Source organism: Labrys sp. LIt4, from assembly GCF_017813775.1.
In the GTDB taxonomy this organism is placed as follows: Bacteria; Pseudomonadota; Alphaproteobacteria; order Rhizobiales; family Labraceae; genus Labrys; species Labrys okinawensis_A.
The window spans coordinates 552672-573207 of the sequence record NZ_JAGIPY010000002.1 but is presented as its reverse complement, the minus strand read 5'-3'; the positions used below and the strand labels follow the sequence as shown (position 1 = coordinate 573207).

Genomic DNA, 20536 nt, shown 5'->3' with positions numbered 1-20536 from the left:
CGAGAACAACGATATGATCGATCCCGCCCTCGCCTCGCACGCCCATCCCGAGCAGCACTGGCACAGCGACCCGATCCTCAAGGTCGAGAAACTGACCATGCGGTTCGGCGGCCTTACTGCCGTCAACGCCGTTTCCTTCAATTGCGGCCGGGGCGACATTACGGCCCTGATCGGCCCCAACGGCGCCGGCAAGACCACGGTGTTCAACTGCATCACCGGCTTCTACAAGCCGACGGAAGGCCGGATCGGCCTGCGGCACGGCTCGGTAGCGGCCTGGGATGAATTCGACGCCCTGACCGCCACCACCCAGCAGAAGCTGAGCCACGGCCAGGATACGCTCTACCTGCTCGAGCGCATGCCCGACTTCATGGTCTCCCGTCAGGCGAAGGTCGCCAGAACCTTCCAGAACATCCGCCTCTTCGCGGGCATGACGGTGCTGGAGAACCTGCTGGTTGCCCAGCATGTCCACCTGATGCGCGCGTCGGGCTTCTCCGTTTTCGGCATTCTCGGCCTGCCCACCTATAGCCATGCCGAGAAGGCCGCGATCGAGAAGGCGAAATACTGGCTCGAAAAGACCGGCCTGATGGCACGGGCCGACGATCCCGCCGGCAGCCTTCCCTATGGCGACCAGCGCCGCCTGGAGATCGCCCGCGCCATGTGCACCGAACCGGTCCTGCTGTGCCTGGACGAGCCGGCCGCCGGTCTCAATCCTAGGGAAAGCCTCGACCTCAACAAGCTGCTGCGCACGATCCGCAGCGATCACGACACCTCTCTTCTCCTGATCGAGCACGACATGTCCGTGGTCATGGAGATTTCGGATCATGTGGTGGTGCTCAATTACGGCACCAAGATCTCGGACGGCACACCCGAGCAGGTCCGCAACGACCCTGCCGTGATCGCCGCCTATCTCGGCACCGACGAGGAAACGGAGAGTTGAGCATGTCCTCGCCCCTGCTGGCCGTACGCGGCGTCCACACCTATTACGGACAGGTCCACGCTCTCAAAGGTGTCGATGTCGACATCAACCAAGGTGAGATCGTCACCATCATCGGCGCCAATGGCGCCGGCAAGTCGACCCTGATGATGACGGTCTTCGGTTCTCCCAAATGCCGTGTCGGTTCGATCTCGTTCGACGGGCAAGACATCACCCATATGCCGATGCATGAGATCGCCCGGCTGCGCATCGCCCAGTCCCCCGAAGGACGGCGTATCTTCCAGCGCATGACGGTCTATGAAAACCTGCAGATGGGAGCCGAGATCGACGGCAATGCCCATTTCGCCGAAGACCTGGAACGCATGTACACGCTCTTCCCGCGCCTGAAGGAGCGCGCCAGCCAGCGCGGCGGCACGCTTTCGGGCGGTGAACAGCAAATGCTGGCGATCGCCCGCGCCCTGATGAGCCGGCCGCGCCTGCTGATGCTGGACGAGCCTTCGCTCGGCTTGGCACCCCTCATCGTCAAGCAGATCTTCGACGCGGTGCGGGTGCTCAACGAGACGCAGAAACTGACGGTGTTCCTCGTCGAGCAGAACGCCTTCCATGCGCTGCGCCTGGCGCATCGAGGCTATGTCATGGTCAACGGCCAGATCACCATGTCCGGCACCGGCAGGGAACTGCTCGCCCGGCCCGAAGTGCGCGCGGCCTATCTGGAAGGGGGTCATTGAGATGGAAACCTATCTCTACGAAGACAAGCTGTTCGTCTTCGTGCTCGTCACCTTGCTGATGGGCGGCTGGGCGGCCTGGATGACCGGCAAGGCCAGTGCCTCGACCTGGAGCCGCTACCCGATCCTGTTCTTCTATCTGGTGCTCCTGACCATGGGCGTGCGCTTCCTCCACCAGGCGCCTTTCGGCGGCAACATGTTCTCGCCCTATTATTTCTTCGTCGATCTCGTCATCATTCAGCTCATCGGCCTGGTGTCCTATCGCGTCCGGCTCGCCAAGCAGATGGTCGGCAAATATGGCTGGATGTTCCAGCGATCAGGCGCGCTTGGCTGGAGCGCGCGCTCGAGCGCGGAATGATCGAATACAGGCACAAAGGAATCGGATGAGCTGTACGCGCAACTTGGGCTGACGGCCTCGTTCACGTCCTGACTATCCGCAGACCGGAGCCGCAAGCTCCACCAATCCACTGGGAGAACGACATGAAAAAAGTCTGGTTGACAGGCGCAGCGCTGGCGGCAGGCCTGCTGCTCAGCACGTCCGCCTTCGCGCAGATCAAGATCGGCATCGGCGCACCGATCACCGGTCCGAGTGCGGCCTCCGGTGCCCAGATCAAGCAGGGCGCGGAACTGGCCATCAAGAACCTCAACGCCGCCGGCGGCGTGCTCGGCCAGAAGCTGGAATCCACCGTCGGCGACGACGTGTCCGATCCCAAGCAGGGCGTGTCGGTCGCCAACAAGTTCGTCGGCGACGGCGTGACCTGGGTGGTCGGGCACTATAACTCGGGCGTGACAATCCCCGCTTCCGAGGTCTACGGCGACAACGGCATCGTCGCCATCACCCCGGCCGCCACCAACGAGAAGGTGACCGACCGCAAGCTGTGGGGCATGTTCCGCACCTGCGGCCGTGACGACCAGCAGGCCAAGGTCTGGGTCGACTATGTCAAGGCCACCTATCCGGGCAAGAAGATCGCCATCGTCCACGACAAGACCACCTATGGCCAGGGCCTGGGCGAGAACGCCAAGAAGCTGATGGCCGCCGACGGCATGAAGGAAGTCCTGTTCGAAGGTGTGAACACCGGCGAGAAGGACTATTCGGCCATCGTCACCAAGCTCAAGGCGGTTGGCGCAGACGTGCTGATCTATGGCGGCCTCTACACCGAGGCGGCTCTGATCCTCAAGCAGTTGCGCGACCAGGGCATGCAGACCGTGATGGTCTCCGGCGACGGCCTGGTCTCCTCCGAATTCGCCACCATCGGCGGCGATGCCGTGATCGGCACCCAGATGTCCTTCGCGCCCAAGGCCGAGGATGATCCGGCCAACGCCGCCATCGTCAAGCAGTTCAAGGACAGCGGCTTCACGCCGGAAGGCTATACGCTGAAGGCTTATGCGGCCGTGCAGGTGCTGGCCCAGGCCGCGGAAGAAGCCAAGTCGGCCGATCCGCAGAAGATGGCCGAGGTGATGCACTCCGGCAAGACCTTCAAGACGGTGATCGGCGACGTCTCCTATGACGACAAGGGCGACATGAAGCAGATCGACTACGTCATCTTCTCCTGGAAGAAGGGTCCCGACGGCAAGATCGACTTCTTCCAGAACAAGTGATCTGCCTTCATTCTTCGTGATATCTCAATCGCCCCGGTTCGCTGGGGCGATTTCTTTGGAGGCTCCTATTCGCGGCTCGGGTGGGAGCGCGAGGGGAGACATGACGCAGGGGGAGATGGCCAGGCTGCCCTTCCCTTCGCGATTTCGCCTGAATTTCCGTGACAAGCCGCTGGAAATTTAGACAATGGCGTCATCGGGTGCAGCGGAACCGATCCAGAAAAGAACGGTCTGCGCCCAGTACAACAGGGAAGAACCCCCATGAACAAACTTTCATTGGCCGGCGCTGTACTCGCAGCGGGCCTCGCCTTGGGCGGCAGCGCGCAGGCGCAGATCAAGCTCGGCGTCGGTGGTCCGATGACCGGCCCCGCTGCTTCCTACGGCCTGCAGGCCAAGGCAGGCGCCGAGATGGCGGTGAAGGACATCAACGCCAAGGGCGGTGTGCTCGGCCAGAAGATCGAGATCAGCGTCGGCGACGATCAGGCCGATCCCAAGCAGAGCGTCTCGGTCGCCAATAAATTCGTGGGCGATGGCGTGACCTGGGTCGTCGGCCATGTCACTTCCGGCGGCGCCATCGCCGCTTCGGACGTCTATGCCGACAACAACATCATCAACGTCACGCCGTCCGCCTCCAGCGAGAAGCTGACCGACCGCGGCCTGTGGAATACGTTCCGGACCTGCGGCCGCGACGATCAGCAGTCCAAGGTGTGGGCGGACTATGTGCTGGCTCATTTCAAGGACAAGAAGATCGCCATCGCGCACGACAAGCAGACCTATGGCGAAGGCCTCGCCAAGGGCGCGAAAAAATACCTCAACGATGCCGGGGTGAAGGAAGTCCTCTATGAAGGGGCCAATGCCGGCGAAAAGGACTATTCGGGTCTCGTCACCAAGCTGAAGTCGAGCGGCGCCGACGTGCTGCTGTGGGGCGGCTACTACACCGAGGGCGCGCTGATCCTCAAGCAGTTGCGCGACCAGGGCGGCAAGACCATCATGATGGGTGCCGACGGCCTGAACTCGCCCGAATTCGCCACCATCGGCGGCGATGCCGTGGTCAGCACGTTGATGACCTTCGCGCCCAAGGTCGAAGATATTCCGGCCAATGCCGACCTGGTGAAGCGCTTCCGCGAGGGTGGCACCGATCCGGCCGGCTTCACCCTGCTGGCCTATGCCGGCGTCCAGGTGCTGGCCCAGGCGGCGGAAGAAGCCAAGTCCACCGATCCGCAGAAGATCGCCGAGGTCATGCATTCGGGCAAGAAGTTCCAGACCGTGATCGGCGAGATCTCCTACGACAAGAAGGGCGATCTGGCTCAACCGGCCTACGCCATCTACACTTGGAAGAAGGCCGCGGACGGCAAGATCGCCGCGGAGCAGAACCCCTCCTGAGGCCCTTGCCTCTCTTGTGCTGAAACATCACCCGCCTCGGCTCCGCCGGGGCGGGTTTTTATTTGCGCAACATGGCCGCAATCCCGAACCGTTCTGAACGGACATCTTTTCGGGTGCGCGGACGTCTCGTCCGCTCTTGGGCGACTGGCACCTGAAAGGAAGAAAGAAGCCGACGAGACGTCGGAGAACCCGGGTTTCAGCCGAGCTTGCTGAGGATCGGAAAGGTGTTCTGCAGCCAGATGGCAAAATCGGCCATGCCTCCGGTCAGGAAAGCAATGCCGGCGACCACCAGCAACCCGCCCATCGCCTTCTCCACCGTGCCGAGGTGGGCTCGGAATGTCCGCAGGAAGCGCATGAAGGGGTTCATGGCAAAGGCAGCCACTACGAAGGGCAGTCCCAGGCCAAGCGTATAGACAGCGAGCAAGGTCACGCCCTGGCTGACGCTGCCATCCTTGCCGGCCACGGCGATCACCGTTCCGAGAACCGGTCCGATGCAGGGCGTCCAGCCAAAGGCGAAGGCCAGCCCCATCACGAAGGCTCCCCACGGGCCGGAGCCGGCGCCGGCCTGCAGGCGCGCCTGGCGATAGAGCAGGGAGATGCGCAGGATGCCCAGAAAGTGCAGGCCCATGGCGATGATGACGATGCCTGCCAGCAGATAGAAGGGATCGATCGAATTGGCCCAGGAGGCCGGAAGGATGCCCTTCTCGGCCAGGCTGCTGAGGCCATTGGCCATCGCCCTGCGCAGGACCAGCAGATAGGAAGCGCCGGCGCCGAGCGAGATGAAAATGGTGGCAAGGCCTGCCATGAAGCACAGGGCCGAGATCACCGCACGCCGGCGCACGTCCTTGTCGATGGTCTGCCCCGTCATCTCGTCCAGCGTGGAGCCGGCGAGGAAGGTCAGATAGGGCGGCACCAGCGGCAGCACGCAGGGCGAGAGGAAGGAGAACAGGCCGGCCACGAACACGGCAGGCAAGGTAATATCGGCCATGGACCCATCCAGAACAGGCATTCACGCGTCGACACCGCCTTCCGGCGGCGAAGCCCCTGCTCTAGCGCGCCCACGCCTTTTGCCCAAGCCCGTTTCGTCGAACTCCCTGTCTCGTGATCGGAAGTGATGTCGCAGGGTTGCTCCGCACGAGGCCGATTGTCTCGCCTGCAAGGCGGTGCGAAGCTGCCGGCAAGCGGAGGCTGATTCATGCGCAATCTCATCACGGATGTCACCGGCGTGCTGGTCGGCAATGCCGAGGATTACGGGATCGCGTCCGGCACGACAGCGGTGGTGTTCGAGGAGCCGGCGGTCGCCGCCGTCGACGTGCGCGGCGGCGCTCCGGGAACGCGGGAAACCGACCTGCTCGCCCTGGAGCGTACGGTCGAGCGGATCGACGCCATCGCCCTGTCGGGCGGTTCGGCTTTCGGCCTGGAGGCCGGCGCCGGGATCGGAGCCTGCCTGGCCGAGCGGGGCCGCGGCTTCCAGGTCGGCGCCGTCAGGGTTCCGATCGTGCCCGGTGCCATCCTGTTCGACCTCCTCAACGGCGGCAACAAGAAATGGGGGCGGTATCCGCCCTATCGCGAACTCGGCTTCGCCGCAGCCGAGGCGGCTACCAGCACCTTCGCGCTGGGATCGGCGGGCGCCGGGCTGGGAGCCACCACGGCCGGCCTGAAGGGTGGGCTCGGATCGGCCTCCGCCCGTTGTGGGCTTCACACCGTCGGGGCGCTGGTCGCCGTCAATGCGCTCGGCAGCGTCACCATCGGCGACGGCCCCCATTTCTGGGCGGCGCCCTACGAGCAGGCAGGGGAGTTCGGCGATCTCGGTCCGCCGGCTTCATGGCCGGTCGATGCCCTGACCCTGCGCCACAAGGCCATGCAGGCCGGTAACACCACGATCGCCGTAGTGGCGACGGATGCCGTGCTCACCAAGGCCCAGGCCAAGCATTTTGCCGTGATGGCGCAGGATGGCCTCGCTCGGGCGATCCATCCGGTCCATACCCCGCTCGACGGCGACACGGTATTTGCCGCGGCTACAGGGCATGTGGCGTTGACCGAACCCATCGGAGATCTGATCGCCCTCGGCACGGCTGCGGCGCATGCGCTGGCGAGGGCCTGTGCCCGCGCCGTCTACGAGGCGAGCGCCCTGCCCTTCCCCGGCGCTCTTCCGAGTTGGCGGGATCGTTTCGGAGGGCGATGACGGAGTCCCCTGCAAGGAAGGTGATCGCCCTCGGTCCCGGAAGGATGCTTCCTCAACGATTGCAATGGCTGGCCGGCTCTGGCAGGTACTGCCCGTTCACCGCGACCGTCACAGCCGAGGATCCGCCATGCCCCGCCCCATCATCATCGCCCCTTCCATTCTCTCGGCCGATTTCGCCGCACTCGGCGCGGAAGTGCGGGCGATCGAGGAGGCTGGCGCGGATTGGGTACATTACGACGTGATGGACGGGCATTTCGTGCCCAACCTCACCATCGGCCCCGGCGTCGCCGCTGCCTTGCGGCCGCATGTCACCACCAAGCTCGACGCCCATCTGATGATCTCGCCAGCCGATCCCTATCTGGAGGATTTCGCAAAGGCCGGCTGCGATACAATCACCGTCCACGCCGAGGCCGGCCCGCATCTCCACCGCTCGCTGCAGCATATCAGGAAGCTCGGTAAACGGGCCGGCGTGGCGATCAATCCCGGGACATCGCCGGAAGTGGTCGACTATGTGCTCGACCTCGTCGATCTCATCCTGGTGATGACGGTCAATCCGGGCTTTGGGGGCCAGGCCTTCATTCCCGAGACCTTGTCGAAGATCGCCGCCATCCGGGCACGGGTCGGCAAGCGCGACATCGATATCGAGGTCGATGGCGGGATCACGCCCGAGACCGCGCCGCTCGTGGTGCGGGCCGGCGCCAATGCGCTGGTCGCAGGCTCCTATGTATTCAAGGGCGGTCCGGCCGCCTATGCCGCCAACATCGCCGCCATTCGCGAAGCCGCAACGGCGGCTCTCTGACATCGTCTCCTTCCGCAGATTTGCGTTTCACTTTCCCGGCATCCGCGCCTAAAAGGGGCGCGAAAGGACTTTCTCCCATGATCCCACGCTACAGCCGCCCGCAAATGGTCTCCATCTGGGCGGAGCAGTCCCGTTTCCGTATCTGGTTCGAGATCGAGGCCCACGCCACCGACAAGCTGGCTGAGCTTGGCGTCGTGCCCAAGGAGGCGGCTGCCAAGGTTTGGGAGAAAGCCAGGGATGCCACCTTCGACGTGGCCCGGATCGACGAGATCGAACGGGAAGTAAAGCACGACGTCATCGCCTTCCTCACCCATCTCGGCGAGATCGTCGGCCCGGAAGCGCGCTTCCTGCATCAGGGCATGACCTCTTCGGACGTGCTCGACACCTGTCTCGCCGTCCAGCTGTCGCGGGCAGCCGATCTGCTGATCGCCGATGTCGACGAGGTCCTCGCGGCGCTGCGCAAGCGCGCCATCGAGCATAAATATACGCCCACCATCGGGCGCAGCCACGGCATCCATGCCGAGCCGGTCACCTTCGGCCTCAAGCTCGCCCAGGCCTATGCCGAATTCTCGCGCAACCGCGAGCGCCTCGTCGCCGCGCGCAAGGAAATCGCCACCTGCGCAATCTCCGGCGCCGTCGGCACCTTCGCCAATATCGATCCGGCGGTGGAAGCCTATGTCGCCGAGAAGATGGGCCTTGCCGTCGAACCGGTCTCGACCCAGGTGATCCCGCGCGACCGGCATGCGATGTTCTTTGCGACGCTCGGCGTGGTCGCCTCCTCGATCGAGCGCCTCGCCACCGAGATCCGCCACCTGCAGCGCACCGAAGTGCTGGAAGCCGAGGAGTTCTTCTCCGCCGGCCAGAAGGGCTCGTCGGCCATGCCGCACAAGCGCAACCCCGTGCTGACGGAAAACCTCACCGGCCTCGCCCGCATCGTACGCTCGGCCGTGACACCGGCGCTGGAGAATGTGGCGCTCTGGCATGAGCGCGACATCTCCCACTCCTCGGTCGAACGCATGATCGGCCCGGATGCGACCGTGACCCTGGACTTCGCGCTCGCGCGCTTGGCCGGCGTGATCGACAAGCTGGTGATCTATCCCGAAAACATGCGCCGCAATCTCGACCGTCTCGGCGGCCTGCACAATTCGCAGCGTGTGCTGCTGGCCCTCACCCAGGCCGGCGCCAGCCGCGAGGATTCCTACCGTCTGGTCCAGCGCAACGCCATGAAGGTCTGGCGCGGCGAGGGCGATTTCCTCGCCTTCCTCAAGGCTGATCCGGAAGTCTCGGCCAAATTGTCGGACGCGGCCCTCGAGGCGATGTTCGATGAGGGCTATCACTTCAAGCATGTCGACACGATCTTCGATCGCGTCTTCGGCGCCGCAACCTGAGCGGAGCCCGAGGGTTCGCTTGGACGTTATGGATGAGTGGCGCTGCGGGAGCATTTCGGCTTCCTGTCCGCCGCCTCGTTCCCGCAGGGTCGTTTTACCGAAAACCGGCGTCCGCTTTTCGGTACGATGCTCTAGAATGGAGCCATGATCTTGAGTCGAGACGGGCTCGATCTGCTTGGCTGAAGTGCCTACCAACCGAGCCGGAGAACATCGACGTGCGCATTTCCGACGCCGACATCCTGATCGTGCCGGGCCTCGGCAATTCCGGCCCGGATCATTGGCAGTCACGCTGGCAGGCCAAGCTCTCGACGGCCCGCCGGGTCCAGCAGGATGATTGGGATCATCCCGAGCGCGAAGCCTGGGTAAGCAGGCTCGTCGAGAATGTCGAGACATCGAGCCGGCCGGCCATCGTCATCGCGCATTCGATTGGCGTGATCACCACCGTATTCGCGGCCGAGCGTCTGAAAGGGCATGTCATCGGCGCAATGCTGGTGGCGCCCTCCGATTGGGACAAGCCGGATCTGCTGCCCGGCTATGATCTCGATTTCAATCCAATCCCGATGACGGCCCTGCCCTTCCCCTCGCTGCTGGTGGCGAGCCGCAACGATCCCTATTGCGACATCAATCGCGCCAGCTCCTTTGCCGAAGCCTGGAACAGCGAATTCGTCGATGCGGGCGAAGCCGGCCATATCAATGTGGAGTCCGGTCACGGCCCCTGGCCCGAAGGCCTGCTGCGCCTGGCGTCCTTCCTGTCGAAGCTCAGGCACGAGAGCCAGTAATACCAGCTCGCCAAATTACTGCCCCGTTTGTGCGATGCGCTCTGTCATGCCCGGCGGGGTCGAAGATCCTGGGAAGGGGACGGCAAGTCAGGGAGGAGGGCGAAGACGGTCGATCCGGAGATCGACCCTCCAAATCCGCGCTCCAGGCAAATCTCAATAATTCGGGCCGCTCGGCCCCGCATGGCCGCGCGCGGCCTTCAAGGCGGCCTGGGCGCCAGCCGTCAGGAAAGCCCAGTCCGAGCCGATGCCCATGATGTCGAAGCCGAGCTCGGCGTTACGGGCCGCCGCTTCGCCACTGCCGCAATAGATCGCCGTCAGCTTGTTGCGGGCCTTGGCGGCAGCGAGAACCCGGTTGATCACCTCGACCGATTCCGGCAGTTGATGATCGAGCCTGGCGCCGTTGCTCAGGCTGATCGACAGGTCGCTCGGCCCGACGAACACGCCATCGAGCCCAGGCACGTCGAGAATCTCCTCGAGCGCGTCGGCAGCCTGCCGCGTTTCGATCATCGCCAGCGCAATAAGTCGGTCGTTCGCGACGCTACGATAGGCCTCGGTCTCGGCGCCGAACAGCGAAATGGCTCGGGTTCCGCCCCAGCTCCGTCCGCCGACCGGCGGGTATTTCAGCGTGTCGACGAGCCGGCGGGCATCCTCCACCGAATTGATCATCGGTAGGATGGCGAACTCAGCGCCGACGTCGTAGAGCCGTGCTGCGTCACCGAAACCGTCCAGGCCGACCCGCACGCCCGTCGGCGTGCCGGCCAGATGCGCCGCGCTGATGGCATCGCGCGCTTCGCCGAAGGACGCCTCGCCATGCTGCAGGTCGATGATAACGGCGTCGAAGCCGGCCCGGCCGAGCGCCTCGGCGATGCGCGGATAAGCCGCCCCCATCCAGGCCGCAAAGATCTTTTCGCCTTTGGCGAGGCGGGCGCGCAGCGTGGGGGCAGTCATGGCATTTCCGATCGCATTGCTACGACGCCCCGCTGGAGGGGACGTCGCAAGAGATGGATTGAGGGCAGTCAAACGCCGTTCTGTATTTCCTGAACGGCGCGGCCGAGCAATTCGGTCATGGCCTGGCGGACCTGCGGCTCGCTCATGCTGAGATTGGCCGCGGCGAAATCACTGAGCACCTTGCGCACCACGTCATGGTCGCCGGCTTCCTCGAAGTCCGACAGGACGACTGATTTGGCATAGGCGTTGGCTTCGTCGCCCGAAAGGCCGAGCTTCTCGGCGGCCCACAGCCCAAGGAGCTTGTTCCGGCGAGCCGTCGCCTTGAAGCGCAGATCCTCGTCATGGGCGAATTTGCTTTCGAAAGCCTCTTCCCGCTTGTCGAAGGTGGTCATCCGTTAAATCCTGTTCAGCTGCCGGTTTTCCTTGAAGGACCGGCCATGCCTGTTGCATATAGGCGCACAATCCCCAAATCAAATTAATGCGCCGTAACGCCCTCTCCTCCCCAGGATGCCGGGCGTCTTGAAACTACACTCATGCCGGGCACTAGCAAATGTGCTTTGGCTTGATTCGTGAAGCTTGGTTCCGATCGGGCGCTCCGCCTGCACGAAGATTGTGCGCGGAGGCATGATCGGGTAAGTTGGCCGTGTCTCCGGTTTGCTCCCGCAAATCGAATCGCCAATTGCGCCGGCCACGGATCGCATTTCCAGGAGCCCAGGCCCTTTGACGGATTTTCTCAAACCACGGTACATCCCGATGAACCGCCGCCGCCGCATTTACGAAGGCAAGGCGAAGGTCCTCTATGAGGGTCCCGAGCCCGGCACGCTGATCCAGCACTTCAAAGACGACGCCACCGCATTCAATGCCAAGAAGCACGAGGTCATCGACGGTAAAGGCGTCCTCAACAACCGCATTTCCGAATATCTGTTCCAGAATCTCAACGATATCGGTGTGCCCACCCATTTCATCCGCCGCCTCAACATGCGTGAACAGCTGATCCGCGAGGTGGAGATCATTCCGCTCGAGATCGTGGTCCGCAACGTCGCCGCCGGTTCCATCGCCACGCGCCTGGGCATCGAGGAAGGCACCCAGCTTCCCCGCTCGATCGTCGAGTTCTACTACAAGAACGATACCCTCAACGATCCGATGGTCTCGGAAGAGCACATCACCGCTTTCGGCTGGGCCAGCCCGCCCGAGCTCGATGACATCATGGCGCTGGCCATTCGGGTCAACGACTTCCTGTCCGGCCTGTTCCTCGGCGTCGGCATCCGCCTGGTCGATTTCAAGATCGAATGCGGCCGCCTATGGGAGAACGACATCATGCGCATCGTCCTGGCGGACGAGATCTCGCCGGACTCCTGCCGCCTGTGGGACATCAAGTCGAACGACAAGCTCGATAAGGACCGCTTCCGCCGCGACATGGGCGGATTGGTCGAGGCCTATACGGAAGTCGCCCGCCGTCTCGGCATCATGAACGAGATGGACAATGTCGTCGTCAAGGGGCCCAAGCTGGTTCAGTGATCGCCTCGAGTGCAACAATGCGTAAGGGGCTCGCGCGTCGCGGCGTTCGAGCCCTTTTTGCTGGCATGGGCCTGCTCGCCCTTGCGGGCTGCAGTCTTTTCGACCTGTGGGCCGGCGATCCGGCGGTGTCGCTGCCCGACTCCGGATCGTGGGTGGTGCTGCCGATGCGCGCCTTCGTCTCGCGTGAGAACATCCGTGTCGACGGGCTGCAGCTCTGCACCAAAATGCGCTGCGGCTATGATGCGGCGATCGAGCGTTTCACCGTGACCGGCCCGGATGCCCTGGCGATCGAGCGCTCCCTGTCCGAGCCCAGGCGGCTTGCCGCTCTGCTGGCCAAGTCCGATCCCAAGACCAAAACGCCGCCGCCCAAGGTCAGCGTCGACGGTTTCGCTTCCGGCGACTGGAGGGGGGTCCAGCTGGCGATGACCGGCGGCAAGAAATCCCATCACTTCAACGCCTATGCTGTCGGCCAGCGCCAGGAGGGCGGGGCCAGCTTCATCGTCGTCATCGCCGGTGAGCCGCGCATCGCCAGAAAACTCATCGACGAAGCAACGCAATAGAACCCGGACATCGTCTCGGAAAGGGCGCGACGCTTTTCCGCAGGAGCGATGCGACGGCCACTACGGACGATAGCGGATATGGCCTATGGACGACAAAAAACTCAGCAAATTCATGAGCCTCGTGCTCCGTCACGCACCCGAGACCGCCGGCTTGGCGCTCGATGCGCAGGGCTGGGTCGAGATCGACGATCTCGCCAGGGCCGCGGGCGAGCAATTGGGAGCGGGCCGGCCCGATATCGAAAGGGTCGTCAGGGAAAGCGACAAGCAACGCTTCATCATCACCGGCACGCGCATTCGCGCCAATCAGGGCCACAGCGTGGCTGTCGATCTCGGTCTTGCCGCCACTGCACCGCCAGCTGAATTGTGGCATGGCACCTCGGCGTCCAACCAAGCCGGCATCTTTTCCTCCGGCCTCGAAAAACGCTCGCGCCAGCACGTGCATCTGTCTGCCGACCGCGAAACGGCGCGAAAGGTCGCCATGCGGCGCGCCGGGCCCTGGATCATCCTGCGGATCGACGCTGAGGCAATGCAGGCGGCGGGGCTGCAATTCTACCGAAGCGACAACGGCGTCTGGTTGACCGAGGCCGTACCGCCGCATTTCCTGAGCGTATTCGAGACGTTTTCCCGCTCCAGTCGGCAAGGCAATGATTGAACCATCGCTCGGACTGCTTTAAGCGCAAGCCGAAGATTTTTTCTCGCTGGAAGGCAGGTGTCGAATGAAGGCCCGTGTGATCGTTACGCTCAAGAATGGCGTCCTCGACCCCCAGGGCAAGGCAATCGAGGGCGCTCTTGCCTCGCTCGGCATCAAGAATGTCGATGGCGTGCGCCAGGGCAAGGTGTTCGACATCGAGCTCGGCCAGGCCGATGCCGAGACCGCCCGCGAAACGCTGAAGGCCGCATGCGAAAAGCTTCTCGCCAATACGGTGATCGAAAACTACAGCATCGATATCGCCTGATGCCGGTCCGGCTGCTTGCAGCCGTCCTGTGCCTGGTTGGAGCCGGCAGCGCCTGCCTCGCGGAAGAGCTTGTCGAGACCGGCGGTTTCAGCCTGCGCTATGACGAGACCGTCTGGGTCAGGGAGGCTTCCGCGCCGCCGGCCCTGCTCGCCCTGCGCTGTGCCGCCCCGACGTGTCCGCCCCATGCGGTCGCGACCTTCCTGTCTGACGAGCGCGGCCTGCCAAGCCCGGGTTTCGGCGCCTTTGGCCCGGGCGCTGCGACCGGCGCCATGATCGACCTGCGGATCCAGAGCCTTACCCCCGGCTCGCGCATACGTCCCCGCGGGCCGGTCGAACCGATCGTGTCGGGTGGCATGACGGGCTATCGCGGCCTTTACGACATCGAGGACAGGGCTTTGGCAAAGACGGCCGCCGCCATCGCCTTGCTGCGCTTCGACAACGGCACGCTGGAAATAAGGATGAAGGCCGACCGGCTGACGCCGGCCGACCTCACGTTGTTCGATCGCCTTGTCGACAAGATCGAGCTGACGGACTGAGATTGGCGGCGCAATCAACGCCGCCATGGGGTTATACCGTCGAGGCCTTGAGGCCGGCGACACCGGCGACGATGGCGACGGCGCTGAGGATCTTCATGGCCGTGAGCGGCTCGCGCAGGAAGATGTAACCGAAGACCACGGTTCCGAGCGTCCCGACCGCCGTCCAGATCGGATAGGCGACGCTGACCGGCAGGCTCTTGAGCGCCAGGGTCAGCAGACCTACACCGCCGATCACGGCGATGACGGTTATCGCCGTCGGCAGCGGCCGGGTGAACCCCTCCGCATATTTCATGCTCAAGGCAAAAATCACTTCGAAGACCGCCGCTGCGGCCAGATAGAGCCAAGCCATGATGGCTTTCCTTTGCAAAATCCAATTCATCTCATGGGAGCCATGAGCCTTCCTCGCCGTATTAAGTGATTGACTTCCAAATCAACAAATTCGAAGTTCTCACGCGATGGATGAATTCCTTTCATGCAGGAAGATATCGCTCACGTGATGATGCGCATGGAGATGACCGCACGATCTCGGGATGAAGCCAAGCCAGACGGGGGGCGATGATGCGCCGCCTGCCGCCCCTCGCCTCCCTGCGCACCTTCGAGGCCGCGGCGCGGCAGGAGAGTTTCAAGAAAGCGGCTGCCGAACTCGGCGTCACCGCCACCGCCGTCAGCCACCAGATCCGCCAGCTCGAGGCCTATCTCGACGTTCCCCTGTTCGAACGTCAGACGCGCAAGGTCCTGCTGACCGTCGAGGGCCGCAGCCTCTACCCTGCCCTGCGCGCCGCCCTGGACAGCATGGCCGAGGCTGTGGAAACCGTCAGGAAACGCCCGCGGCGGCGCATCGCGACCCTGTCGGCGACCGTCGCCTTCACGGCAAAGCTGCTGGTGCCGCGCGTCGGCACGCTGCGCAGCCTGCATCCGGGCTGGGATCTACGCCTGCATGCCTCCGACGACACGGTGGACCTCAATGCCGGCGACGCCGATGCCGCCATCCGCTACGGGCTCGGGCATTATGCCGGCATGACCGCCCTGCCCCTGCTGACGGACAGATTCGCGCCTGTCTGCAGCCATCGCCTGGGCCTGCGTGAGACGGCCGACCTTCTCGGCGCGACGCTGCTGCATTTCGACTGGGGTCCGATCGCCTCGCGGGTGGACGTGCCGAATTGGCGCTCCTGGGCCCGGCGCGCCGGCATCGAGCACCTCGATCCGGACAGCGGCATCAGCTTCAACGATGAAAGCAGCGCCATCCAGGCCGCCATCGCTGGCCAGGGCGTCGCCTTGCTCAGCCTGTCCCTGGTCGCCGCCGAGCTTGCCTCCGGCGTGCTGGTGCAGCCCTTCGGCCCGGTCATGGAGGGCCTGAAGTTCAGTTTCGTCTATCCCGAAGGCGCGGAAAACCGGCCGGCTGTGGCCGTGCTGAAAGACTGGGTCCTGGCCGAGTTTGCCGAACGCCAAGTGGTGCCTCCGGCGATGGCCACCGAAGCCAACGGCAGGCCGGCGCATTCACGGTAATTGCCTCGGTTTCGGAGCCTGGCGCCCACTCTTTACTTGACCCAGCCCCCCCTCTGGAACCATATGCGCACGCATGGAGGGAGGCTGGACGCCCAAGCCTCCAGCCTCCTCTGCCGCAACCGATAAGCAGGATCCGATGAAAGCAGCTGTCGTCATTTTTCCCGGCTCCAACCGTGAAGGAGACGTGGCCAAGGCCCTCAAGCAGGCCGGCGCGCATGTCGAGATGATCTGGCACGCCGACACCGACCTGCCGGCAGGAACCGATCTGGTCGTGCTGCCGGGCGGCTTTTCCTATGGCGACTATCTGCGTTGCGGCGCCATCGCCGCCCGGGCCGCCATCATGGATGCCATCCGCCGTCATGCCGAACGGGGCGGCCTCGTGCTCGGCATCTGCAACGGCTTCCAGATCATCACGGATGGCGGCCTGCTGCCCGGCGTCCTGATGCGCAATGCCGATCTCAAATTCATCTGCAAGCGGGTCCATCTCAGGGTGGAGCGCACCGATACCGCTTATACCAGCAGCTATCGCCAGGGGCAGGCCATCGACGTCTGCGTGGCCCATGGGGAGGGCAATTATTTCTGCAGCCCCGAAACCCTGACGCAACTCGAAGGCGACGGCCTGGTGGCTTTCCGCTATTGTGACGCTGCGGGGAAGGTCAGCGCCGCCACCAATCCGAACGGCTCGCTCAACAATATCGCCGGCATCTATTCGGCCAACCGACGCGTTCTCGGCATGATGCCACATCCCGAAAACCTGATCGATCCCCTGGCCGGCGGCACGGACGGCCGCGGCCTGTTTACCAGTGTCGTCAACGCCATGGCTTCGGCCTGATCGTCGACGGCGATGCAAGATTGAAGGCCAATGACGCGCAAGGTTCATCTGATTACGACGGGCGGCACGATCGCCTCCCGGCGTGACGAAAGCACCGGCGACGTGGTTGCCGGTCTCGACGGACAGGCGCTGCGCGCCATGCTGCACGATCCTCTTCCCGGGATCGAAATCGAGGTCGAAGAATTTTGCAACCTCAACAGCTTCGCCATCGATCTTCCCATGGCGTTTGCCTTGGCCACCCGCATTAACGAACTTCTCGCGCGGGAGGATTGCGAGGGCGTCGTCGTCACCCACGGCACCGACACCATGGAGGAGAGCGCCTATCTCGCCGACCTCCTGCTCGCTTCGGACAAGCCGGTGGTCTTCACCGGGGCCCAGCGTGCGGCCGATGAGCCGGATGCCGACGGTCCGCGCAACATTGCCGATTCCATCCGCCTCGCCGCGGCCCCCGCCGCCCGCGGGCTGGGCGCGATGATCTGTTTCGAACAGGAATTCCACGCCGCTCGCGACGTGAGCAAGACGCATACCTCGCGCACCGATACCTTCATGTCGTGGGAGCACGGCAAGCTCGGCGAAATCGACGCGGGCGCCATCTGCCTGCATCGCCGCCCGGCGCTGCGGCGCGCCTACGCCCCCAGCGCCATCGAGCCCAATGTCACGCTGATCCGCCTCGCCATGGGCATGGACGGCGGCTATCTCCATTATGCCGCCGATCACGGCAGCAAGGCCATCGTGCTCGAAGGATTCGGGCGCGGCAACACGCCGCCATCGGTGACGAAGGCCGTGGCGGAGGTCATCAAGCGCGGCATTCCGGTGATCATCTGCTCGCGCTGCCCGCGCGGGCGGGTGCTGCCTGTCTATGGCAATGGCGGAGCCACCGATCTGCATCGCGCCGGGGCCATCTTCGCCGGGGACCTCAGCGGCCACAAGGCGCGGCTTCTCGCCGCCGTCCTGCTCGGCCAGGGGCTCGACCAAGACGCGTTGCGGGCGGAAATCGAATATCTGGGCGGATAGAAGCCGCGCGTCGAATCGCGCAGTTCGCCATCAGTCAGCGGCAGGGAGAGCCTCGACGATCCCGTCATTCCTGGCTAGGCCGAAGCCCTGGGAAGGGATCCCGGGCTACAAGTCACACCCTCGGGCGCGAGTCATGTCATCGGTCGCCAGATCGGCGATCGGTAGAAGGCGCCGCTTCGCGAGGAAACGGCACGTCCGGGGGCTCCTGCGGCACCGGAACCTCGTCGGGCGGCAGCTGCGGCAGATCGGGCTGGGGTATCGGCTTGGGGATCTCGGTCGGCGAAGCCGGGTCGAACGGGTCAGGCCTTTCCGGGGACGGCCGATCCGGTTGCGGGTCTCGGGGCCCCGCAGCGTTGGCCCGGATCGAACCGTGGCCCTGGGTATGCGATGGGAATGGCGCGATCATCTTGGCCTCCCTTTTTTGAGAGGTCAGCCCAGGACAATCCCGGTTTGAGGATTGCGGGAGTTGGTGATCATGGCGGCCCATACGCCGCCATGATCCTCCGGAGTATCTCAGAGCTCCGGGAACGACTCAGGCTGCTGCGCTGAGAGTGACCATCGTTTCGGTGTTGATCGGCGGGTGCGGCACTAGGCTGGCCTTGCTCTCATCCGCCCATCTGGCCAACCTGACGATACGAACCTTGTCGAGCTCGGCATCATTAGCCTCCACGGGCTCCACGGTGCTGAGGCCCGCATTGGAAACGAAGAACGTATGGTCCCCGAAGATGGAGATGAGTTCCTGCACTATCGGATTGGATTCGGGAATGACCCGGCCATCCATCTGGGTCAGAGCGCGTTCGATTCGCACCGATGTCAGCTTCATGGCGTCGTCCTTTCGGGTTGAGTGCTTGTCTGTCGACGGGGTGACGTCACGGCTGCCCTGCTCACCGTCGGCATTGATCGCCTCCCGCCCCGCAGGCGGTTCGAAACGTGGCCAACGCTCAGGCTGCCTCATTGTCAGCCCGGCGCCCACATCCTGGCGTCAGGAGCTTTGCCGAGGCGCATTCTTCTCGTGAAATCTGGCCATAGTCTGCCTCAAGCGTGACCATTGCATGAAACAGCCCCCTCAGGCGGCGGCCTCCAGGGCTTCGAGCAATTCCTCTTCGCTGATCTGCCCCTCGGTACGCGGCGCGACGACCACCTGCTTGCCCAACAGGTGCTTGATCTTGTGCGCCACCGGCAAACAGCGCCGGTCGTCACGGTGATAGACGTGATAGCCATCGCCCGGATTCACACCGATATCGAGGGCGCAACCCCTGCTGACGAAATGCCAGACGCCATTGCCGTCCACTATTCTGACCTTGCTCATCGAATTCTCCTTTGGTTGGAAAGGGCAGCCACCGGCCGGCAGCGCACGGGCAGCGGACGCAAGCGTCCGGCGCAGATCGCCATCCATGCCTTGTGATTACCAACGCCGGCGGCGGCAGATCAGGCCTGCCGTCCGGACCAGCGGGGTTCCGCCCTTGGGATTGCCGCTGTATATTCAGTGAATGGGGCCATTGTCCGGCGTCACCGCGTCGACAGCTTGGTCATTCGGGCTGCCCGCATGCTTCCACCGCGGTTCAGCCATGCCAACCGCGCGCAGGCATTTCTCTCGCGTTCTGCCGCTTCGTTAACGTAGTCGCAGAAGTTCTGCATGAATCTGCTATCGCATGTGCGTTATGGCACATCCTGCGCCGGTGATTCATATCAGGTCGTGTGCAGGCACACAGCGGGTTGCCAGCCCGCCGGGGTGGTGCGATTCTAATTTCGGTGCACTGGAGCAGGCATATGAACCATCATTCTTCCCGTCAGCGTCTCGCTTGGGGCTTGTCCGGAGCCGTTGCCCTTTCACTGCTGGTGGCGGCTTGCGGTCCGCGCTCCGGCGAAGCCAGCCGGCCGGACGTTTCCAACCAGCAGCCGGTCGTCACGGCGGACGGCACCCAGCAGTTTCCCGTGCCGCAGGCCGGCCGGGCAACCCTTGCCCACAAGCTGACCCAACTCGTCCCCGGCACCATCACGGATGCCCGCATCTCTAACGGCTGGCGCACGCCGGCCGCGGCGAAAGTCCATCCCGACCAATATGCCGCCTGCGTCAGCGCCGATTCCGGCAGCGGCCAGCAGGTTTTCCTGATCGTCACCAATGGCTCGCATACGGGCGACGTGATCTCCGGCACCAAGGCGGCCGAGCGTTGCGCCGACGGCAATCGCGTCACGCAATGGGCGACCCTGCCGGAGGCCATGGGCCAGAGCTGAACGCGCTACGTTCATCCGATTGAAGAAAATGGCGGCCCATGGGCTAATACGGTTCACTTAAGCAGGAACCGCTCCGAATTTGTCATAGCCGGGCTTGACCCGGCTACCCAGAAGCCGCACGGATGAACCCTCGGGGAGCTGGATTGCCGGGTCAAGCCCGGCAATGACAAAGGCCGAGCACCCCGAAACGCTTAAGTGAACTGCATTGGCCTATGCGCCGCCATTTGCATTTGCGGCCTCGCACGTCCCGCCGGCCCTCAGAAGGCGCGATAGGTCAGGACCGTGCGCGTATTGGCGATACCGGGGATGGACTGCACCTTCTCGCCGACGAAATGACCGATATCGACATCGTCATTGACGTAGAATTTGGCGAGCACGTCGAAGTCGCCGGCGATCGAATAGATCTCCGAGGCGATTTCGGCCTCGGCCAGGGCGCTGGCGACCTCATAGGTGCGGCCGAGCTGGCATTTGATCTCCACGAAAAAGGTCCGCATCGCCGATACTCCGAGACTGGAAACGAGTGTCCGCCCACAGGAAGGCCAACAAAGTTGCGGTGTCAATGCGGATCGCGGCGCCTGCATGCGATCAATGGTTTACATTCGGCTCGGATACCCCTATCGCCTGCCGTGAACACCATGCAAA

At 63.9% G+C, this 20536-nt stretch carries 25 protein-coding genes; 18 read left to right on the top strand and 7 right to left on the bottom strand.

Features of this window, described 5'->3' with window-relative positions; all coding sequences use genetic code 11:
• The first annotated feature begins 13 nt into the window (after positions 1 to 13).
• The 5 genes from J8I29_RS05620 (at position 14) to J8I29_RS05600 (ending at position 4638) form a co-directional block, all read left to right on the top strand.
• Positions 14 to 937, top strand: coding sequence for an ABC transporter ATP-binding protein (locus J8I29_RS05620; protein WP_209430947.1), 924 nt, complete (start codon positions 14 to 16; stop codon positions 935 to 937).
• Positions 938 to 939: 2 nt separating this feature from the next.
• On the top strand, positions 940 to 1662 hold the full coding sequence (locus J8I29_RS05615) for an ABC transporter ATP-binding protein (protein WP_105862737.1): 723 nt from the start codon (positions 940 to 942) through the stop codon (positions 1660 to 1662).
• Between the two features lies 1 nt (position 1663).
• The gene (locus tag J8I29_RS05610) at positions 1664 to 2017 is read left to right on the top strand and encodes a DUF6867 family protein (protein WP_105862736.1); all 354 of its coding nucleotides are present in this window, start codon (positions 1664 to 1666) and stop codon (positions 2015 to 2017) included.
• 122 nt (positions 2018 to 2139) lie between these two features.
• The gene (locus J8I29_RS05605; protein ID WP_105862735.1) at positions 2140 to 3258 is read left to right on the top strand and encodes a branched-chain amino acid ABC transporter substrate-binding protein; all 1119 of its coding nucleotides are present in this window, start codon (positions 2140 to 2142) and stop codon (positions 3256 to 3258) included.
• A 258-nt stretch (positions 3259 to 3516) separates the two neighbouring features.
• Positions 3517 to 4638: a branched-chain amino acid ABC transporter substrate-binding protein gene (locus tag J8I29_RS05600; RefSeq protein WP_105862734.1), complete on the top strand. Its 1122-nt coding sequence runs from the start codon at positions 3517 to 3519 to the stop codon at positions 4636 to 4638.
• Positions 4639 to 4834: 196 nt separating this feature from the next.
• Here J8I29_RS05600 and J8I29_RS05595 read toward each other — a convergent pair whose 3' ends face one another.
• Positions 4835 to 5626 (bottom strand): cytochrome c biogenesis protein CcdA, encoded by a 792-nt coding sequence (locus tag J8I29_RS05595; RefSeq protein ID WP_209430883.1) that lies wholly within the window; start codon positions 5624 to 5626, stop codon positions 4835 to 4837.
• Between the two features lie 207 nt (positions 5627 to 5833).
• Here J8I29_RS05595 and J8I29_RS05590 point away from each other — a divergent pair, with 207 nt between their 5' ends.
• The 4 genes from J8I29_RS05590 (at position 5834) to J8I29_RS05575 (ending at position 9789) form a co-directional block, all read left to right on the top strand.
• Entirely contained in the window at positions 5834 to 6823 is a 990-nt protein-coding gene (locus J8I29_RS05590; protein ID WP_209430882.1) for a P1 family peptidase, read from the top strand.
• 127 nt (positions 6824 to 6950) lie between these two features.
• Positions 6951 to 7622 carry a ribulose-phosphate 3-epimerase gene (gene rpe / locus J8I29_RS05585; RefSeq protein WP_209430881.1) on the top strand — a complete coding sequence of 224 codons (672 nt, stop codon included), beginning with the start codon at positions 6951 to 6953 and terminating at the stop codon, positions 7620 to 7622.
• Positions 7623 to 7699: 77 nt separating this feature from the next.
• Positions 7700 to 9010, top strand: a complete 1311-nt coding sequence (gene purB / locus J8I29_RS05580) for an adenylosuccinate lyase (protein ID WP_209430880.1) — start codon at positions 7700 to 7702, stop codon at positions 9008 to 9010.
• Positions 9011 to 9225: 215 nt separating this feature from the next.
• Entirely contained in the window at positions 9226 to 9789 is a 564-nt protein-coding gene (locus tag J8I29_RS05575) for an alpha/beta hydrolase (RefSeq protein ID WP_105862729.1), read from the top strand.
• A gap of 153 nt (positions 9790 to 9942) precedes the next feature.
• On the opposite strand, the gene J8I29_RS05570 is transcribed toward J8I29_RS05575, so the two are convergent.
• Positions 9943 to 10737 (bottom strand): aldolase/citrate lyase family protein, encoded by a 795-nt coding sequence (locus tag J8I29_RS05570; RefSeq protein WP_105862728.1) that lies wholly within the window; start codon positions 10735 to 10737, stop codon positions 9943 to 9945.
• Positions 10738 to 10805: 68 nt separating this feature from the next.
• Positions 10806 to 11129 (bottom strand): DUF1476 domain-containing protein, encoded by a 324-nt coding sequence (locus J8I29_RS05565; RefSeq protein ID WP_105862727.1) that lies wholly within the window; start codon positions 11127 to 11129, stop codon positions 10806 to 10808.
• Positions 11130 to 11490: 361 nt separating this feature from the next.
• Here J8I29_RS05565 and purC point away from each other — a divergent pair, with 361 nt between their 5' ends.
• The 5 genes from purC (at position 11491) to J8I29_RS05540 (ending at position 14307) form a co-directional block, all read left to right on the top strand.
• A complete protein-coding gene (gene purC / locus J8I29_RS05560; RefSeq protein ID WP_105862726.1) occupies positions 11491 to 12255 on the top strand; it encodes a phosphoribosylaminoimidazolesuccinocarboxamide synthase in 765 nt (254 codons plus the stop codon).
• Positions 12256 to 12272: 17 nt separating this feature from the next.
• Entirely contained in the window at positions 12273 to 12815 is a 543-nt protein-coding gene (locus tag J8I29_RS05555; RefSeq protein ID WP_146126911.1) for a hypothetical protein, read from the top strand.
• 85 nt (positions 12816 to 12900) lie between these two features.
• Positions 12901 to 13467, top strand: coding sequence for an RNA 2'-phosphotransferase (locus tag J8I29_RS05550; protein WP_209430879.1), 567 nt, complete (start codon positions 12901 to 12903; stop codon positions 13465 to 13467).
• A 64-nt stretch (positions 13468 to 13531) separates the two neighbouring features.
• Positions 13532 to 13771 (top strand): phosphoribosylformylglycinamidine synthase subunit PurS, encoded by a 240-nt coding sequence (gene purS / locus J8I29_RS05545; RefSeq protein ID WP_105862723.1) that lies wholly within the window; start codon positions 13532 to 13534, stop codon positions 13769 to 13771.
• Positions 13771 to 14307, top strand: coding sequence for a hypothetical protein (locus tag J8I29_RS05540; RefSeq protein WP_209430878.1), 537 nt, complete (start codon positions 13771 to 13773; stop codon positions 14305 to 14307). Before purS ends, J8I29_RS05540 begins: the two co-directional genes overlap by 1 nt.
• A gap of 31 nt (positions 14308 to 14338) precedes the next feature.
• On the opposite strand, the gene J8I29_RS05535 is transcribed toward J8I29_RS05540, so the two are convergent.
• Entirely contained in the window at positions 14339 to 14656 is a 318-nt protein-coding gene (locus J8I29_RS05535) for a multidrug efflux SMR transporter (protein ID WP_105862721.1), read from the bottom strand.
• A 209-nt stretch (positions 14657 to 14865) separates the two neighbouring features.
• Here J8I29_RS05535 and J8I29_RS05530 point away from each other — a divergent pair, with 209 nt between their 5' ends.
• From J8I29_RS05530 to J8I29_RS05520, 3 genes are all read left to right on the top strand, one after another.
• Positions 14866 to 15813: a LysR substrate-binding domain-containing protein gene (locus J8I29_RS05530; protein ID WP_209430877.1), complete on the top strand. Its 948-nt coding sequence runs from the start codon at positions 14866 to 14868 to the stop codon at positions 15811 to 15813.
• 136 nt (positions 15814 to 15949) lie between these two features.
• A complete protein-coding gene (gene purQ / locus J8I29_RS05525) occupies positions 15950 to 16645 on the top strand; it encodes a phosphoribosylformylglycinamidine synthase subunit PurQ (RefSeq protein WP_105863211.1) in 696 nt (231 codons plus the stop codon).
• Between the two features lie 30 nt (positions 16646 to 16675).
• Complete coding sequence (locus J8I29_RS05520; protein WP_209430876.1) at positions 16676 to 17659, top strand: asparaginase; 984 nt, start codon at positions 16676 to 16678, stop codon at positions 17657 to 17659.
• A 532-nt stretch (positions 17660 to 18191) separates the two neighbouring features.
• Here the strand turns inward: J8I29_RS05520 and J8I29_RS05515 are convergent.
• Positions 18192 to 18482, bottom strand: coding sequence for a hypothetical protein (locus tag J8I29_RS05515; protein ID WP_105862718.1), 291 nt, complete (start codon positions 18480 to 18482; stop codon positions 18192 to 18194).
• A 243-nt stretch (positions 18483 to 18725) separates the two neighbouring features.
• Positions 18726 to 18968 carry a hypothetical protein gene (locus J8I29_RS05510; RefSeq protein WP_105862717.1) on the bottom strand — a complete coding sequence of 81 codons (243 nt, stop codon included), beginning with the start codon at positions 18966 to 18968 and terminating at the stop codon, positions 18726 to 18728.
• A gap of 461 nt (positions 18969 to 19429) precedes the next feature.
• On the opposite strand from J8I29_RS05510, the gene J8I29_RS05505 reads away from it, so the two are divergent.
• Positions 19430 to 19894: a hypothetical protein gene (locus tag J8I29_RS05505; RefSeq protein WP_105862716.1), complete on the top strand. Its 465-nt coding sequence runs from the start codon at positions 19430 to 19432 to the stop codon at positions 19892 to 19894.
• A gap of 257 nt (positions 19895 to 20151) precedes the next feature.
• Here J8I29_RS05505 and J8I29_RS05500 read toward each other — a convergent pair whose 3' ends face one another.
• Positions 20152 to 20388: an Lrp/AsnC ligand binding domain-containing protein gene (locus tag J8I29_RS05500; protein ID WP_068294951.1), complete on the bottom strand. Its 237-nt coding sequence runs from the start codon at positions 20386 to 20388 to the stop codon at positions 20152 to 20154.
• Between the last annotated feature and the right edge of the window lie 148 nt (positions 20389 to 20536).

Excerpts from the sequence above, each read along its gene's own strand:
- J8I29_RS05620 (WP_209430947.1), top strand. The coding sequence starts at position 14 with ATGATCGATCCCGCCCTCGCCTCGCACGCCCATCCCGAGCAGCACTGG.
- J8I29_RS05615 (WP_105862737.1), top strand. The coding sequence starts at position 940 with ATGTCCTCGCCCCTGCTGGCCGTACGCGGCGTCCACACCTATTACGGA.
- J8I29_RS05610 (WP_105862736.1), top strand. The coding sequence starts at position 1,664 with ATGGAAACCTATCTCTACGAAGACAAGCTGTTCGTCTTCGTGCTCGTC.
- J8I29_RS05605 (WP_105862735.1), top strand. The coding sequence starts at position 2,140 with ATGAAAAAAGTCTGGTTGACAGGCGCAGCGCTGGCGGCAGGCCTGCTG.
- J8I29_RS05600 (WP_105862734.1), top strand. The coding sequence starts at position 3,517 with ATGAACAAACTTTCATTGGCCGGCGCTGTACTCGCAGCGGGCCTCGCC.
- J8I29_RS05595 (WP_209430883.1), bottom strand. The coding sequence starts at position 5,626 with ATGGCCGATATTACCTTGCCTGCCGTGTTCGTGGCCGGCCTGTTCTCC.
- J8I29_RS05590 (WP_209430882.1), top strand. The coding sequence starts at position 5,834 with ATGCGCAATCTCATCACGGATGTCACCGGCGTGCTGGTCGGCAATGCC.
- rpe (WP_209430881.1), top strand. The coding sequence starts at position 6,951 with ATGCCCCGCCCCATCATCATCGCCCCTTCCATTCTCTCGGCCGATTTC.
- purB (WP_209430880.1), top strand. The coding sequence starts at position 7,700 with ATGATCCCACGCTACAGCCGCCCGCAAATGGTCTCCATCTGGGCGGAG.
- J8I29_RS05570 (WP_105862728.1), bottom strand. The coding sequence starts at position 10,737 with ATGACTGCCCCCACGCTGCGCGCCCGCCTCGCCAAAGGCGAAAAGATC.
- J8I29_RS05565 (WP_105862727.1), bottom strand. The coding sequence starts at position 11,129 with ATGACCACCTTCGACAAGCGGGAAGAGGCTTTCGAAAGCAAATTCGCC.
- purC (WP_105862726.1), top strand. The coding sequence starts at position 11,491 with ATGAACCGCCGCCGCCGCATTTACGAAGGCAAGGCGAAGGTCCTCTAT.
- J8I29_RS05555 (WP_146126911.1), top strand. The coding sequence starts at position 12,273 with ATGCGTAAGGGGCTCGCGCGTCGCGGCGTTCGAGCCCTTTTTGCTGGC.
- J8I29_RS05550 (WP_209430879.1), top strand. The coding sequence starts at position 12,901 with ATGGACGACAAAAAACTCAGCAAATTCATGAGCCTCGTGCTCCGTCAC.
- purS (WP_105862723.1), top strand. The coding sequence starts at position 13,532 with ATGAAGGCCCGTGTGATCGTTACGCTCAAGAATGGCGTCCTCGACCCC.
- J8I29_RS05540 (WP_209430878.1), top strand. The coding sequence starts at position 13,771 with ATGCCGGTCCGGCTGCTTGCAGCCGTCCTGTGCCTGGTTGGAGCCGGC.
- J8I29_RS05535 (WP_105862721.1), bottom strand. The coding sequence starts at position 14,656 with ATGGCTTGGCTCTATCTGGCCGCAGCGGCGGTCTTCGAAGTGATTTTT.
- J8I29_RS05530 (WP_209430877.1), top strand. The coding sequence starts at position 14,866 with ATGCGCCGCCTGCCGCCCCTCGCCTCCCTGCGCACCTTCGAGGCCGCG.
- purQ (WP_105863211.1), top strand. The coding sequence starts at position 15,950 with ATGAAAGCAGCTGTCGTCATTTTTCCCGGCTCCAACCGTGAAGGAGAC.
- J8I29_RS05520 (WP_209430876.1), top strand. The coding sequence starts at position 16,676 with ATGACGCGCAAGGTTCATCTGATTACGACGGGCGGCACGATCGCCTCC.
- J8I29_RS05515 (WP_105862718.1), bottom strand. The coding sequence starts at position 18,482 with ATGAAGCTGACATCGGTGCGAATCGAACGCGCTCTGACCCAGATGGAT.
- J8I29_RS05510 (WP_105862717.1), bottom strand. The coding sequence starts at position 18,968 with ATGAGCAAGGTCAGAATAGTGGACGGCAATGGCGTCTGGCATTTCGTC.
- J8I29_RS05505 (WP_105862716.1), top strand. The coding sequence starts at position 19,430 with ATGAACCATCATTCTTCCCGTCAGCGTCTCGCTTGGGGCTTGTCCGGA.
- J8I29_RS05500 (WP_068294951.1), bottom strand. The coding sequence starts at position 20,388 with ATGCGGACCTTTTTCGTGGAGATCAAATGCCAGCTCGGCCGCACCTAT.